Source organism: Acidovorax sp. SUPP3334 (assembly GCF_030159055.1).
GTDB lineage: Bacteria > Pseudomonadota > Gammaproteobacteria > Burkholderiales > Burkholderiaceae_C > Paracidovorax.
Genome location: NZ_BQXQ01000014.1, coordinates 58,295 through 72,815, shown reverse-complemented (window position 1 = coordinate 72,815; position 14,521 = coordinate 58,295). Strand labels below are relative to the sequence as shown.

Genomic DNA, 14,521 nt, shown 5'->3' with positions numbered 1-14,521 from the left:
ACATGCCAAATGCCATCCTGAAATACACCCACGGTAATCCCGTGCCCGCGACGGTTGCCCTTGTCGAGGGGAACGTGTTGCGCGTCAAGCTTGAATCCATCGACAAGCGCTATACGCTGGTGGCCGTTAGTGACTACCCGAACGTGCTGGAAGTCACCGGTAATACGCACAACAGCCGGGCGGACTCCTGGGCCTTCGCTGTCACTGCGCGCAGCGCAGGCAATTCCAAACTGATGCTGAGATCAGACCGTGGCGAGGGGATGTCGGCACTGACGGTCACGCCTGCGCTGGTAAGCATCACAGTTCGCAAGGCCGTGAGTCTGCCCGATCCGGAGTCCGATGCTGGGCTGCTGGTGAGGCTTTTTCTCGCGGAAGTCAGAGGGCCGCAAGAATGGAAAGACGCCGGCATAAGCGGACCGGATGTCACCCTGGAGAGTATGCGGATGATGCGCCGCGTGATCGTCAACCGGCTTAATTCCGGCAGCGCCAAGGAGTTTATGGCGGCTGGGGCACGGGACATCCGTGGCATTGTGGCTGCAAGCGATCAAGGGAGCGTGCAATTCGCAGGTTTCGAGCATTACCCGAACATCGACGGAAAAAAATTAAAAACAATTAACGACAAAATGGCAGTCGTGAACGACGCCACCAACACGCACTGGCATGCGAAATATGCAGAGTTTTACGAGTCGGTACTCTTGGCTGCGACTGAGCCTTTACCGCCTGACCCCAGTTCTACAGGGCTGTTTGGCTGGAGAACTGCTGGCAAGGGATCACCGTCCCCCGAATTCATGGAATTCAAGACCCTGGGCAAAAACACGTTCTTCACCCACAAGCGCCTGCGCATCTCCGGCCGTTGAAGCTATCCTGCCGCGTTCTGGCGAAAGCCATGCAGGCATCGAACCGCTCCCGTGGCCCGGCTACGCCCCAAGCCAAGACCCAGGTCCGCGCGGGTCTTGGCTTGGGCGCGCTGAAAGGCGCCGCATACAATCGCCTGTTGCCCTCCCGGCTGGCGCCGCGTCGCGCCGTGGGCGGGTGTCTGAAACGACCATCCATTTGAATGGAGCCTGTTGCCGTGTTTATCTCTTCCGCTTTCGCCCAGACCGCCCCTGCCGCCGCTACCGGTGGCACGGACATCATGTCCTCCCTGACGGGCATGCTCCCGCTGGTGCTGATGTTCGTGGTCCTGTACTTCGTCATGATCCGCCCCCAGATGAAGCGCCAGAAAGAGCATCGCAACATGATCGAGGCCATCGCCAAGGGCGATGAGGTCGCCACCGCCGGCGGCATCGTCGGCAAGGTCACGCGCCTGTCCGAAGGTTTCCTGCACATCGAGATCGCCTCCGGCGTGGAAGTGCAGATCCAGCGCAGCGCCGTGGCGCAGGTCCTGCCCAAGGGCACGGTCAAGTAAGTCCAAGCGATGGCGCGAGCCGTTCCGATCTGGCGGCCGGCCCTTCTCGGGGCATGCGCCGCGACCTGAGAGTTAAGAGAAGAGCGCGATCATGAACCGTTACCCGGTCTGGAAGTACGCGATCCTCGTGATCGCGCTGCTGGTGGGGGCCCTGTACACCCTGCCCAATTTCTTTGGCGAGGCCCCTGCGGTGCAGGTGTCGTCCGCCAAGGCGACGTTGAAGGTCGATGCCGCCGTGCAGCGCCGCGTCGAAGAAGCCCTGAAGGCGGCGGGCGTCGTGCCCGACGCCGTGAGCTTCGACGGCAACTCGGTGCGCGCGCGCTTCGACTCCCCCGACAACCAGCTCAAGGCCAAGGACGCGATCCAGAAGGCCCTGGTGCCCGATCCGGCCGACCCGCCGTACATCGTCGCGCTGAACCTCGTCTCCCGCTCGCCCGAGTGGCTCACCGCGCTGCATGCGCGCCCCATGTACCTGGGCCTGGACCTGCGCGGCGGCGTGCATTTCATGCTGCAGGTGGACATGCAGGCGGCCCTCACCAAGAAGGCCGAATCGTTCGCCGGCGACCTGCGCACGCAGATGCGCGACAAGAACATCCGCCATGGCGGCATCAACCGCGACGGCCAGGCGGTGGACATCCGCCTGCGCGACGAGGCCACGGCCACCGCCGCGCGCAACCTCATCACCGACCAGTTCCCCGACCTGCTGGCCACCAGCAGCCCCGACGGGCAGGGCGTGCGCGTGCGCGCCACCATCAAGCCCGAGGCGCTGCGCAAGGTGCAGGACCAGGCGCTCAAGCAGAACATGACCACGCTGCACAACCGGATCAACGAACTCGGCGTGGCCGAGCCCGTGATCCAGCAGCAGGGCCTGGACCGCATCGTGGTGCAGCTGCCCGGCGTGCAGGACACCGCCAAGGCCAAGGACATCCTGGGCCGCACCGCCACGCTGGAAGTGCGCATGGTCGATGAAAGCGCCGAGGCGCGCTCGGCCGAACTGGGCTCCGGCCCGGTGCCGTTCGGCGACGAAAAGTACCTGGACCGCAATGGCCAGGCCATCATCGTCAAGAAGCAGGTCATCCTCACGGGCGAGAACCTGACCGACGCGCAGCCCGGCTTCGACGGCCAGACGCAGGAGCCCACGGTCAACCTCACGCTCGATGCCAAGGGCGCACGCCTGTTCAAGGACATCACCCGCGAGAACGTGGGCAAGCGCATGGCCATCGTCCTGTTCGAAAAGGGCAAGGGCGAAGTGGTCACGGCCCCCGTGATCCGCAGCGAGATCAGCGGCGGCCGGGTGCAGATCTCCGGCCGCATGACCACGGCCGAGGCCAACGACACGTCGCTGCTGCTGCGCGCCGGTTCGCTGGCCGCGCCGATGGAAATCATCGAGGAATACACCATCGGCCCGAGCCTGGGCGCCGACAACATCGAACGCGGTATCCACAGCGTGGTCTGGGGCATGGTCGCCATCGCCGCCTTCATGTGCGTGTACTACGCGCTGTTCGGCGTGTTCTCCACCGTGGCGCTGTCCGTGAACGTGCTCATGCTGCTGGCCATTCTGTCGATGCTGCAGGCCACCCTCACGCTGCCCGGCATCGCCGCCATGGCGCTGGCGCTGGGCGTGGCCATCGACTCCAACGTGCTGATCAACGAGCGCATCCGCGAAGAACTGCGCGCGGGCGTTTCGCCGCAGGCCGCCATCAACACGGGCTACGAGCGCGCCTGGGCGACGATTCTCGATTCGAACGTCACCACGCTGATCGCCGGCCTGGCGCTGCTCGCCTTCGGCTCCGGCCCGGTGCGCGGCTTCGCCGTGGTGCATTGCATCGGCATTCTGACCAGCATGTTCTCGGCCGTGTTCTTCTCGCGCGGCCTGGTCAACCTCTGGTATGGCCGCAAGAAAAAGCTCAAGAGCGTGTCGATCGGACAGGTCTGGAAGCCTGAGCCCGCCGCCGCTGCGTCCGTACCCGTCGTGACCAAGAACATCTAAGGAGGAAAGACCATGGAGTTTTTCCGCATCCGAAAAGACATTCCCTTCATGAAGCACGCGTTGATCTTCAACGCGATCTCCTTCCTGACCTTCGCGCTGGCCGTGTTCTTCCTGCTCACCCGCGGGCTGCACCTGTCGGTGGAGTTCACGGGCGGCACGGTCATGGAAGTGGCCTACAGCCAGCCGGCCGAACTCGGCAAGGTGCGCGAGAGCGTGGCCGCCCTCGGCTACCCCGACGTGCAGGTGCAGAACTTCGGCACCGCGCGCGACGTGATGATTCGCCTGCCCGTGCAAAAGGGCGTGACCTCCGCGCAGCAAAGCGATCAGGTCCTGGGCGCGCTCAAGGCCATCGATCCGGGTGTGACGCTTCGCCGCACCGAGTTCGTGGGGCCGCAGGTGGGCGAGGAACTGGTGCACGGCGGGCTCATGGCGCTGGCCATGGTGGTGATCGGCATCGTGGTGTACCTGGCGTTCCGCTTCGAATGGAAGTTCGGCGTCGCAGCCATCATCGCCAACCTGCACGACGTGGTGATCATTCTGGGCTTCTTCGCGTTCTTCCAGTGGGAGTTCTCGCTGTCGGTGCTGGCCGCCGTGCTGGCCGTGCTGGGCTATTCCGTGAACGAGTCGGTCGTGATCTTCGACCGGATTCGCGAAGCCTTCCGCAAGTACCGCAAGATGACCACGCACGAGGTCATCGACCATGCGATCACGAGCACGATGAGCCGCACGATCATCACCCACGCCTCCACCGAGGCCATGGTGCTGTCGATGTTCTTCTTCGGCGGCCCCAGCCTGCATTACTTCGCGCTGGCGCTGACCATCGGCATTCTGTTCGGCATCTATTCGTCGGTGTTCGTGGCCGCCGCCATCGCCATGTGGCTGGGCGTCAAGCGCGAAGACCTGATCAAGGCGCCGCCCAAGAAGGACGGCGACCCCAACGATCCGAACGCCGGCGCTGCCGTTTGACCGGGAACGCTGCGGGCGCCCCATAATCGACGGCGTATGGAAGCAAACCGTCCTCCCACTGCCGCCGCTCCGCGGCGCCTGGCCCGCCTGGCCCGGCAGCAGTTCGTGGAGGGTTTGGAAGCCGGGTTGTCCGGGCTGGACGAGGAACTCTTCGACTTCCTGACCCAGCTCATGGGCCTGACCGCCACGCAGCGCGAAATGCAGACGCGCCGCGACGTGTGGGCGCGCTACCAGCAGCGCCACAATGCCTGGATCGCCGGTTGCGGCCGTGCCCTCTCCGAAGCACTGGCGCCGCTTGCCAGCACCACCCGCAGTGCCCTGCCGGGCGCAGGCGGGTTCGAGCTGCTGAGCGACGATGTGGTGGAGAACAAGATCATCGCCTCGCGCATGGCGCTCACGGTGATGGAGCACACGGGCAACGCCTTCGACACCCTTCGGCAGTTCACCCAGGAGCTGGAAGGCCAGGAGCTGGACGACCGCGACATCCTGCGGCCCGAAACGGTGTGCCTGCTGTTCGTCGACCAGTGGGTGGAGGCCGGCCTGGAGCGCGGCGATCTGCAGACCGTGGTCGATCCCCTGCAGCGCCAGCTGGGCGATCTGGTCCTGCGGCAATACCAGGCCCTCAACACGTTTTTTGCCGAGCAAGGCATCAAGCCCGACGGCGACCTGCGCTCCAAGGTGCGCCGCACCGCAGGCGGGCAATCGGGGGCTGCAGGGCCCGCTTCCCAGGCCCTGCAGCAGTCTGCCCAGTCGTTCGCCCGCGACTCCGGCCAGTCCAGCGTGCACGCCATGCCCCCGCAGGGCATGCAGGCGTTCATGACGCCCCTGGCCCGTGCGCGCCAGCGCGCCCAGGGCGTGATGGGGCAGCTGCGCCGTCTGCTGGTGCAGCCCGCGACCGGCTTCGACATGGTCAATGCGCCACCGGCCTCCGCCGCGCTGGCCCAGGCACTGTCCGCCCACCGGGTCCAGGCGCAGACCCATTACAGCGGCGTGGCCACGCTGGTCGAGGATTACAGCCCCGCCGCCGTGGTGCAACTGGTGGGGACGGTGCGCGAGCGCTCGACCGAGTTCAAGGCCAAGGCCTCCACGCCCGGCGAAAAGGCCATCATCGAGGTGGTGGCGCTCATGTTCCAGAGCATCCTGAGCGAAGACCGCATTCCGCCCGCCGTGCGCGTCTGGTTCGCCCGGCTGCAGGTGCCCGTGCTGCGCGTGGCGCTGGCCGAGCCCGAGTTCTTCAGCGACATCGCCCACCCGGCGCGCCGCCTCATCGACCGCCTGGGCGGCGTGGTGATGGGCTTCGACGCCACGGCCATCAACGGCAGCGCGCTGGAGGGCGAGATCCGCCGCGTGGTGCAGGTGATCGAGCAATACCCTGAAACGGGGCAGCGCGTGTTCCAGCTCGTCTATGACGAGTTCGAGAAATTCCTCGCCAAGTTCCTCACCGCCAAGCAGGCCACCTCCAAGCTCGTGAGCGTGGCGCAGCAGGTCGAGCAGCGGGAGACGCTGGCGATCCAGTACACGATCGAATTGCGCACCATGCTGCGCGACATGTCGGTGCGCGATGAAATCCGCGAGTTCCTCTTCAAAAGCTGGGCGGAGGTGCTGGCCATGTCCGCCGTGCGCGACGGCGCGCAGCACCCGGACACCATCGCGTTCAAGCGCACCGCGGCCGACCTCGTCTGGGCTGCGAGCGCCAAGCCCCACCGCGCCGACCGCGCCAAGGTCATCCAGAGCCTGCCGCCGCTGCTGCTGCACCTGCGCCAGGGGCTGGCGCTGCTCGGCGTGACCGGGCCCGTGCAGGACGCGCAGGTGAAAGTGCTGACCGACACGCTGGCCGACGCCTTCCTGTCCAAGACGGCGTCCATTCCGCAGGCGCACATCGACGCGATGGCGCGGCGCCTGGCCAATCTGGAGGACTACATCAGCGACGAGACGCTGGGCGAAATGCCGCTCAATGCCGACAACATCGAGCTGATGCTGGGCATCGATGCCTCGTCCATCCATGTGATCGCCGACAACGGCGCGCCCGTGGATCCGGCCATGGTGGCCTGGGCGCAGGAGTTGCAGCCCGGCGCGTGGTTCACGCTGGACCACAACGGCGCTTCGGCGCAGGTGCAATACGTCTGGCAGAGCCAGCGCAAGCAACTGCACCTGTTCGCCGCACCGGACGGCAGCAGCTACCTGCTGCAGCTCAAGCGGCTGGGCACCTACCTGCAGTCCGGGCTGCTGGTCGCCCAGGAAGAGGAGGCGCTCACGCTGCGGGCCACGCGCGATGCGCTGGCCAAGATCGACGCCAACCCCGAACGCCTGCTGGACTGACGCCTGCGCCCCTGCAGTTCCGCTGATGGGCCTGCAGCGATCTGCGGATGCACGGACTGTCTGCTGTCTGCGAGCAGTGGCCGCTCAGCCCTCTCCATCCTCGCTGTCGTCGCCACCGCCCCGCACCACGCGGCGCACCACATCGCCCGCGAAACCCCGCGCTGCCATGAAGCGCATCTGCCGGGCGCGTTCCTGCGGCGTTTCGCCGGGCGTGCCGAAGCGCTGGCGCCATACGGCCTGCGCGCGCTCCAGTTCGGTGGCGCGAAGCCGCTCCGCCGTGGCGCGCACCAAGGCATCGTCCAGTCCCTTGCCGCGCAGCTCCTGCACCACGCGCTGCGTTCCCATGCGCGCGGCGCGGCGGTTCACCACCGAGTCGGCCACGCGCTGCGCGCTGATGAAGTCCTTGGCCTGCAGGTCGTCCAGCACGGCGTTCAGGTCTTCGCCTTCCTGGACGTGGCGTTTCAGCTTGGTGGCCAGTTCGGCGCGGGAGTGCTCGCGCTGTGCCAGCAGGCGCAGCGCCCGGCCCTTGAGCGATAACGTCGCAAATCCCATGGTGCTATGAAAATAAAAGCACCCAGTGCTTGCCAATCAAGCGCTGGATGCCGATTCCGCTGGCAATCAGCGGATGGTTTACTTCTCGGCCGCGTCCTTGGCCGTGTCCTTGCCCGATGTGGCCGCAGGCGCTTCGATGGCGGCGGGCAGCAGGGCGATGCCCAGGCTGTCGCGCACCTTGTTTTCGATCTCGCGGGCCAGATCGGCGTTCTCGCGCAGGAATTCGCGCGCGTTGTCGCGGCCCTGCCCGATCTTCTCGCCGTTGTAGGCGTACCAGGCGCCGGACTTCTCGACGATCTTGGCGTTCACGCCCATGTCGATGATCTCGCCCTCGCGGCTGATGCCCTCGCCGAACAGGATGTCGAACTCGGCCGTCTTGAAGGGTGGGCTCACCTTGTTCTTCACCACCTTGACCTTGGTTTCGTTGCCGATGGCTTCGTCGCCCTTCTTGATGGTGCCGGTGCGGCGGATGTCCAGGCGCACCGAGGCGTAGAACTTGAGCGCGTTGCCGCCGGTGGTGGTTTCGGGGCTGCCGAACATCACGCCGATCTTCATGCGGATCTGGTTGATGAAGATGACCATGCAATTGGTCTTCTTGATCGTGGCGGTGAGCTTGCGCAGCGCCTGGCTCATCAGGCGGGCCTGCAGGCCGGGCAGGGCGTCGCCCATTTCGCCTTCGATTTCGGCCTTGGGGGTGAGCGCGGCCACCGAGTCGATCACGATCAGGTCCACCGCGCCCGAACGCACCAGGCTGTCCACGATTTCCAGGGCCTGCTCGCCGGTATCGGGCTGGCTGATCAGCAGGTCGGACAGTTGGACGCCCAGCTTTTGTGCGTATTGCACGTCGAGCGCGTGTTCCGCATCGACGAAGGCGCATTGGCCGCCCTGCTTTTGCATTTCGGCGATGACCTGCAGCGTGAGCGTGGTCTTGCCGGAGCTTTCCGGGCCGTAGATTTCAACGACACGGCCGCGGGGCAGGCCGCCCACGCCCAGCGCGATGTCCAGGCCCAGCGAGCCGGTGGAGACGACCTGGATGTCTTCGATCACCTCGCCTTCGCCCAGGCGCATGATCGTGCCCTTGCCGAACTGCTTCTCGATCTGGGCCAGCGCGGCTTGCAGGGCCTTGGCTTTTTCGGTGTTGACGGGTTGGGCGGGATGGGTCCCTTTGACGGCGAAGTCCATGAAAATATCCTTAAAAAACAATGGGTTGGGTAATTCTGGGTCCAGCTGTCGGTAGTTACAGGCTGGATGCTTGAACAGTAGTTTATGCGAGCAGTCTCGCTGCGTAAACGCTCTTTTAAGTCAGTTTCCCTGACAATTCAGGCATGTCTGAATCCTCGTCAATCCCTACCGATGTGCCGCCCGCTTCACCTCTTTCGGACGACGGTTGGCGCCAGACCCATCTGGGCCGGTTGCTCGGCCACGCGATGCGCCGCTTCGATGCGCGGGTGCTGGAACTCATGGCCCACAACGTGGAGGTGCCGCTGGCGCTGTCCAACCTGGCCGCGCGGGACCAGGTCAGCGCGGCGCATGTCCACATCACGCGCCATCTCTCGCTGGGCGGTGACCGGCTGACCGACTTGGCACACCGGGCCGGCATGACCAAGCAATCCATGGCCGACCTCGTGGACCAGTGCGCCGCCTGGGGCCTGGTCACCCGCGAGCCCGACCCGCGCGATGCGCGTGCGCGCCTCGTTCGCTTCACTGCGTCGGGCCTGGGCTGGCTGCAAGCGTTTCGCGATGCGGTGGCGCAGGCCGAGGCCGAGTTCCGCAGCGAGGTCGGGAACGAGGTCGCGACGGTGGTGGCGATTGGCCTGGAGGCTTACGCCGGGGGCGACGGGTTGCCGGATTGACCGGTTGCGGCTGGTCGCCTGCGGCACACATCGATCACCCGTGCGATGGCGGAGCTCAATGGGTTTAAGACTGGTCTAAGGTGTCTAAATGTTAATAGAGATACCAAACGCAATAGGTGCTCATCATGAACCTGCACAACCTCCGTATCGGCGTGAAACTCGCGCTCGCCTTCAGCGTCACCACGCTGATCACCGTCGCCCTGGGATGGATGGCCTGGGGCCAGATGCTGCGCATCAATGCCAGCGCCGAAGACCTGGCGACCAATTGGCTGCCCAGCATCGAGGCGATCGCCAATGTCCGCATCGCCGCCAACCGCCTGCGGCGCACCGAAAGCGAAGCCTTCCTGTCCGCGAATTCCAACGGCCTGGACAAGCTGAAGGAAGAGATGGCGGTGCGGCGCCAGCAGCTCGCCGAGGCCGAGGCCGTCTATGCGCCGCTGGTGACTCCCGGCGAGGAGCGCAAGGGCTATGAGGCGTACCAGCTCCAGCGCGACAAGTACCTCGCGGTGCAGCGCAAATTGCTGGAGCAGCCGGCCCAGGCGCACGAAGAGATCCTGCGCATTTTCTTCAACGATTCCGAAAAGGCCTTTGAAGTGATGGCCTCCACGCTGGGCGAGCTGGCCCAGGTGAACCGGCGCGGCGGTGACGCCGCGCATGACGACGCGGTCGCCACGTTCCGCAACGCGCAGTTCACGCTGCTGGCCATGCTGGCGGCGGCCGTGCTGATCGCCTCCGTGCTGGCCTGGTGGATCACCCGCCACATCACGCGGCCGCTGGCGGCTGCCGTCCAGATAGCGCGCGGAGTGGCTGCGGGAGACCTGACCATGGACATCGCCGTGCATGGCAGGGACGAGTCCGCGCAGCTCATGCAGGCCTTGAGCGATATGCGCACCAGCCTGGCGGATGTGGTCGGCGCCGTCCACGGCAGCGCCGAGGGCGTCGCGACGGCCAGCGAGCAGATCGAGCAGGGCAACCACGACCTGTCGGCCCGCACCGAACAGCAGGCCTCCGCCCTGGAGGAAACCGCGGCGTCCATGGAGGAGCTGAGTTCCACCGTGCGCCAGAACGCCGATGGCGCCGAGAAGGCCCGCCTACTGGCGGCCGAGGCATCGAAGGTCGCGCAGCGCAGCGGCGACGCGGTCGAGGTGATGGTGGACACGATGAAGAGCATCGACTCGGCCTCCCAGCGCATCGCGGACATCATCGGCGTCGTGGACGGCATCGCGTTCCAGACCAACATCCTCGCGCTGAACGCTGCCGTGGAAGCCGCACGGGCCGGCGAGCAGGGCCGCGGCTTCGCGGTCGTCGCCTCCGAAGTGCGCACGCTGGCCCAGCGCAGCGCCGATGCGGCCAAGGAAATCAAGGGTCTGATCGCCACCAGCGTGGAGCGCGTGGGCGAGGGGTCGGCCCAGGCCAACCGGGCGGGCGACACCATGAAGGAAGTGGTGCAGTCCATCCAGCGGGTCGCCACCATCGTGGCGGAGATGAGCATCGCCACGCGCGAGCAGAGCGAAGGCATCGGCCAGGTGGGCGAGGCCGTGGCGCAGATGGACCAGGTCACCCAGCAGAACGCAGCGCTGGTCGAGGAAAGCGCCGCGGCGGCCTCCAGCCTCAAGTCGCAGGCCGAGCAGCTCGTCGATGCCGTGTCGGTCTTCAAGATCGCCGGCCTGCGCACAGCGGCGGGGACCGCACCGGCCGCCTCGGTGAAGCCGCGCGCCGTGGCGGCATCCCCTTCGGCAGGGCGCAGTGCGGCGCACCGCCCGATGTCGCTGGCCGCCTGACGCGTTGGGCGCGGCGTTGGGCCCGGCGTTGGGCAGGCGCTGGGCCCGGCACGCCCCAGCCGGGCCATCGCCTTTTTTGAACAGGCGCTGCGCCGGGCGGCGCGGCACGGGATTCCCCCAGTCGCGTTGCCTGCCGCACGGGGAGGGCACCCTCTAGAATCGATCTCCGAAGCGCCGGCCACCCCGCCGGCCGCGCCCCAGGAGACACCCCATGCGCATTCTCATTGCCGAAGACGACCAGGTGCTGGCGGATGGGCTGCTGCGCACGCTGCGCGGCTCCGGCGCAGCGGTCGATCACGTGGCCTGCGGCAGCGAAGCCGATGCGGCCCTGATGACCAAAAACGCCTTCGACCTGCTGATCCTGGACCTCGGCCTGCCGCGCGTGCATGGGCTGGAAGTGCTCAAACGCCTGCGCGGGCGCGGTTCGGCCCTGCCGGTGCTGATCCTCACCGCCGCCGACAGCGTGGAAGAGCGCGTGAAGGGCCTGGACTTCGGGGCGGACGACTACATGGCCAAGCCCTTCAGCCTGCAGGAACTCGAAGCGCGGGTGCGCGCCCTCACGCGGCGCGGCATGGGCGGCACCAGCAGCGCCATCCGCCACGGCCCGCTGGTGTACGACCAGGCCGGCCGCATGGCCACCATCGACGGCAAGCTGGTGGAGCTGTCCGCGCGCGAACTGGGCCTGCTGGAGGTGCTGCTGCAGCGCGCCGGCCGGCTGGTGTCCAAGGAGCAACTGGTCGAGCGCCTGTGCGAGTGGGGCGAAGAGGTGAGCAACAACGCCATCGAGGTGTACATCCACCGCCTGCGCAAGAAGATCGAGCGCGGCCCCATCCGGATCGCCACCGTGCGCGGGCTGGGCTACTGCCTTGAGAAGATCGCGGCCTGATGCTATTGATTCAGTAGCAATGTCCCCTAGTGATGATTGCGCTGCAGGCCTTTTTGGCTTAAAGCCTTCACGGCGGCCGTCTTGAAGATCTTCCAGCGCGAGCAGCGCTCCCTCTTCGGCGAGATCCTCGACTGGATGCTCACGCCGCTGCTGCTGCTGTGGCCCGTGAGCCTGGCGCTCACCTGGCTGGTGGCGCAGGGCCTGGCCAACAAGCCGTTCGACCGGGCGCTGGAATACAACGCCCATGCCCTGGCCCAACTGGTGACGGTGCAAGGCGGCAAGGCGCAATTCAACCTGCCGCAGCCGGCCAGCGAGATATTGCGCGCCGACGAATCCGACATCGTTTACTACCAGGTGGTGTCGCCCACGGGCGAGTTCCTCTCCGGCGAGCGCGACCTGCCCCGGCCGCCCGTGCCCGAGGACGAGCGCCCGCTCTCGGGCGAGGTGCGGCTGCGCGATGCCGAGCTGCGGGGCATCGAGATCCGCGTGGCGTCGATCTGGGTGCGCGTGCCGCTGCCCGGCACACCGGCGGCGCTGGTGCAGGTGGCCGAGACGCGCGAAAAGCGCAGCGTGCTGGCCAAGGAAATCATCAAGGGCGTGATGCTGCCGCAGTTCGTCATCCTGCCCCTGGCCGTGCTGCTGGTGTGGCTCGCGCTGGCGCGCGGCATCCAGCCCCTGAGCCTGCTGGAAGAACGCATCCGCGCCCGCAAGCCCGACGACCTTTCGCCCCTCGATCACAAGGCCGTGCCGCTGGAGGTGGCGCCGCTGGTGGATTCGGTGAACGATCTGCTGCGGCGGCTCAACGATTCGCTGGCGACGCAAAAGCGCTTTCTGGCCGATGCCGCGCACCAGCTCAAGACGCCGCTGGCCGGGCTTCGCATGCAAGCCGACCTGGCGCAGCGCGAGGGCACCAGCACGGAAGAACTCAAGCGTTCGCTGCAACAGATCGGACGATCCAGCATTCGTGCCACGCACACGGTGAACCAGCTGCTGGCGCTGGCTCGCGCCGAGGGCAGCGGCACCGCGCTGGCGCGCCAGCCGGTGGACCTGGCGCGGCTGGTGATCGAGGTCGTACACGATTCGGTCCCGCGCGCGCTGGAAAAACACGTGGACCTGGGCTACGAGGGCGCCCAGCCCGGCGCGCCCGGCGTGTGGATGGACGGCAACCCCACGCTGCTCAAGGAACTGGCGCGCAACCTGCTGGACAACGCCATCAACTACACGCCGTCCCGGCCCGAGGCGCCGGGCGTCATCACCGCGCGGGTGCTGGCCGACACGTTCGGCCACGTGCTGTTGCTGCAGGTCGAGGACTCGGGGCCGGGCGTGCCGGTCGCCGAGCGCGAACTGGTCTTTCGCCCGTTCTACCGCGTGCTGGGCAACGAGGCGGACGGCTCCGGTCTCGGCCTGCCGATCGTGCTGGAGATCGCACGCCAGCATGGCGCCACCGTGCAGCTGGAGGACGCGCGCCCCGGCCACGTTCCGCCGGGCGCACGCTTCAGCGTGCGGTTCCAGGCCCACCCGCCGGTGCCGCCGGCCTGACGAGGCCCGGCTTCAGGCACGCGGGGCGCCGGCCAGTGCCGGCCAGCCCTCGCTCATTGGCGGCTGACCGGGGCGGCACCGGCGGCGCGTCCCGCTTCGGCCTGCAGTGCGCTGCCGCCGCGCAAGCGCTGGTACTCGGCCAGGCGCTGGGGGTTCGCATCTTCCAGCGCCTCCGAGCGATCGCCTTCATTGACCTGGTTCAGGCCGGCGCGCTGCCACAGGCGCGTGTCGGCTTCCACGGCGGCGCGTGTGAGCGTGCTGCGGGTCGCCACCGGCTCGTCGCCCAAACGGTCTTCCTGCGAGGGCGCGGCGTGGGCGGCGGAGGCCGTGGCGCCGGCGAAGGCGATGGTGGCGATGGCGATCAGGTACTGGGTGTTCATGGCGTGCATTCCTTGGGTTCGATAGGTCTCGTGACGGGCAGTGCGAAGGTGCCTGCCTGGGTTCCAGTGTCCGACTTCCATCCCGCCGTGTATGTGCGTAAACGCACAGCCGGGCACCGATCGCCGACCCGGCCAGGCGCCCCGCGACCATGAAAAAAGCCCCGGTGCTTCACGCACGGGGGCTCGGTTGTTTGGCGCGCTGCGTGCGCGCCGGGATGCGGGGTGCATCAGTTCATCGTGGTGCTGGAGGCCATGCCGGCGACGTTGTGGCCGCCGCCCACGCGCTGGACTTCGGCCATGTATTCGGGGCCGCTGCGCAGGCGCTGGTACTCGGCCAGGCGCATCTGGTAGGCGGGATCGGCATCGGGCGTGCGGTCTGCTGCTTCGAACTGGTTCAGGCCGGCGCGGTTCCACAGGTTCAGATCGGCCACGACTTCAGCGCGCGTCAGCGGCTGGCCCTGCTCCACGGGCTGGGCGCCGAACTGGTCTTCCTGCGACACGGGGGCTGCGGAGGCGGCACCGGCGAAGGCGATGGCGGCGATGGCGATGAGATGCTTGCGGTTCATGGTGGTAGATCCTTCCTTGATCGAGATTTCAACTGGACTGCAGCGCAGGATTGCGTCTGCATGGAAGCCAGTTTGCGCCGCCGGCATCGCCATGTCTGTGCGAAAACGCACAGTTTTGTGTAGGCCTGTGACCTACCGGCCCGTGCGGCCCGGGGCGCCCTGACGTCCGACACCGCCGCGCTTCCGAGGGAGAAATGGTGCGCCGCAACATTGCGTTACGCAGTCCGTCCTGAACAACTCGCAAGTCGTTGATCTTGCTGCACACGTTGCCCGAAGCGGCC

Annotated in this window: 13 protein-coding genes; 9 read left to right on the top strand and 4 right to left on the bottom strand. The window is 66.9% G+C overall.

Going from position 1 to position 14,521, the window contains the following annotated elements; all coding sequences use genetic code 11:
• Positions 1–2: 2 nt before the first annotated feature.
• The 5 genes from AVHM3334_RS10125 (at position 3) to AVHM3334_RS10105 (ending at position 6,683) form a co-directional block, all read left to right on the top strand.
• A complete protein-coding gene (locus tag AVHM3334_RS10125; protein ID WP_284411917.1) occupies positions 3–857 on the top strand; it encodes a hypothetical protein in 855 nt (284 codons plus the stop codon).
• 215 nt (positions 858–1,072) lie between these two features.
• Entirely contained in the window at positions 1,073–1,408 is a 336-nt protein-coding gene (yajC, locus tag AVHM3334_RS10120; protein ID WP_092742652.1) for a preprotein translocase subunit YajC, read from the top strand.
• A 91-nt stretch (positions 1,409–1,499) separates the two neighbouring features.
• Positions 1,500–3,398: a protein translocase subunit SecD gene (gene secD / locus AVHM3334_RS10115; protein ID WP_284411914.1), complete on the top strand. Its 1,899-nt coding sequence runs from the start codon at positions 1,500–1,502 to the stop codon at positions 3,396–3,398.
• A 12-nt stretch (positions 3,399–3,410) separates the two neighbouring features.
• Positions 3,411–4,364 (top strand): protein translocase subunit SecF, encoded by a 954-nt coding sequence (gene secF / locus AVHM3334_RS10110; protein WP_284411912.1) that lies wholly within the window; start codon positions 3,411–3,413, stop codon positions 4,362–4,364.
• Between the two features lie 36 nt (positions 4,365–4,400).
• Entirely contained in the window at positions 4,401–6,683 is a 2,283-nt protein-coding gene (locus AVHM3334_RS10105) for a DUF1631 family protein (RefSeq protein WP_284411910.1), read from the top strand.
• 84 nt (positions 6,684–6,767) lie between these two features.
• Here the strand turns inward: AVHM3334_RS10105 and recX are convergent, their stop codons facing one another.
• Entirely contained in the window at positions 6,768–7,235 is a 468-nt protein-coding gene (gene recX, locus AVHM3334_RS10100; protein ID WP_284411909.1) for a recombination regulator RecX, read from the bottom strand.
• 78 nt (positions 7,236–7,313) lie between these two features.
• The gene (gene recA / locus AVHM3334_RS10095) at positions 7,314–8,417 is read right to left on the bottom strand and encodes a recombinase RecA (RefSeq protein WP_284411907.1); all 1,104 of its coding nucleotides are present in this window, start codon (positions 8,415–8,417) and stop codon (positions 7,314–7,316) included.
• Positions 8,418–8,560: 143 nt separating this feature from the next.
• On the opposite strand from recA, the gene AVHM3334_RS10090 reads away from it, so the two are divergent.
• The 4 genes from AVHM3334_RS10090 (at position 8,561) to AVHM3334_RS10075 (ending at position 13,294) form a co-directional block, all read left to right on the top strand.
• Positions 8,561–9,088, top strand: a complete 528-nt coding sequence (locus tag AVHM3334_RS10090; protein ID WP_284411905.1) for a MarR family winged helix-turn-helix transcriptional regulator — start codon at positions 8,561–8,563, stop codon at positions 9,086–9,088.
• A 125-nt stretch (positions 9,089–9,213) separates the two neighbouring features.
• Positions 9,214–10,869 carry a methyl-accepting chemotaxis protein gene (locus tag AVHM3334_RS10085; protein ID WP_284411903.1) on the top strand — a complete coding sequence of 552 codons (1,656 nt, stop codon included), beginning with the start codon at positions 9,214–9,216 and terminating at the stop codon, positions 10,867–10,869.
• 211 nt (positions 10,870–11,080) lie between these two features.
• Entirely contained in the window at positions 11,081–11,755 is a 675-nt protein-coding gene (locus AVHM3334_RS10080; protein WP_284411901.1) for a response regulator, read from the top strand.
• Positions 11,756–11,836: 81 nt separating this feature from the next.
• Positions 11,837–13,294, top strand: coding sequence for a sensor histidine kinase (locus AVHM3334_RS10075; protein WP_284411899.1), 1,458 nt, complete (start codon positions 11,837–11,839; stop codon positions 13,292–13,294).
• A gap of 53 nt (positions 13,295–13,347) precedes the next feature.
• Here AVHM3334_RS10075 and AVHM3334_RS10070 read toward each other — a convergent pair whose 3' ends face one another.
• Together AVHM3334_RS10070 and AVHM3334_RS10065 are read right to left on the bottom strand one after the other, a co-directional pair.
• Entirely contained in the window at positions 13,348–13,674 is a 327-nt protein-coding gene (locus AVHM3334_RS10070; protein WP_284411897.1) for a DUF4148 domain-containing protein, read from the bottom strand.
• Positions 13,675–13,901: 227 nt separating this feature from the next.
• Positions 13,902–14,240: a DUF4148 domain-containing protein gene (locus AVHM3334_RS10065; RefSeq protein ID WP_092742669.1), complete on the bottom strand. Its 339-nt coding sequence runs from the start codon at positions 14,238–14,240 to the stop codon at positions 13,902–13,904.
• Between the last annotated feature and the right edge of the window lie 281 nt (positions 14,241–14,521).

Coding starts and splice junctions, on each gene's coding strand:
- AVHM3334_RS10125 (WP_284411917.1), top strand. CDS start 3: ATGCCAAATGCCATCCTGAAATACACCCACGGTAATCCCGTGCCCGCG.
- AVHM3334_RS10085 (WP_284411903.1), top strand. CDS start 9,214: ATGAACCTGCACAACCTCCGTATCGGCGTGAAACTCGCGCTCGCCTTC.
- recX (WP_284411909.1), bottom strand. CDS start 7,235: ATGGGATTTGCGACGTTATCGCTCAAGGGCCGGGCGCTGCGCCTGCTG.
- AVHM3334_RS10105 (WP_284411910.1), top strand. CDS start 4,401: ATGGAAGCAAACCGTCCTCCCACTGCCGCCGCTCCGCGGCGCCTGGCC.
- AVHM3334_RS10080 (WP_284411901.1), top strand. CDS start 11,081: ATGCGCATTCTCATTGCCGAAGACGACCAGGTGCTGGCGGATGGGCTG.
- AVHM3334_RS10090 (WP_284411905.1), top strand. CDS start 8,561: ATGTCTGAATCCTCGTCAATCCCTACCGATGTGCCGCCCGCTTCACCT.
- AVHM3334_RS10070 (WP_284411897.1), bottom strand. CDS start 13,674: ATGAACACCCAGTACCTGATCGCCATCGCCACCATCGCCTTCGCCGGC.
- AVHM3334_RS10065 (WP_092742669.1), bottom strand. CDS start 14,240: ATGAACCGCAAGCATCTCATCGCCATCGCCGCCATCGCCTTCGCCGGT.
- recA (WP_284411907.1), bottom strand. CDS start 8,417: ATGGACTTCGCCGTCAAAGGGACCCATCCCGCCCAACCCGTCAACACC.
- secF (WP_284411912.1), top strand. CDS start 3,411: ATGGAGTTTTTCCGCATCCGAAAAGACATTCCCTTCATGAAGCACGCG.
- secD (WP_284411914.1), top strand. CDS start 1,500: ATGAACCGTTACCCGGTCTGGAAGTACGCGATCCTCGTGATCGCGCTG.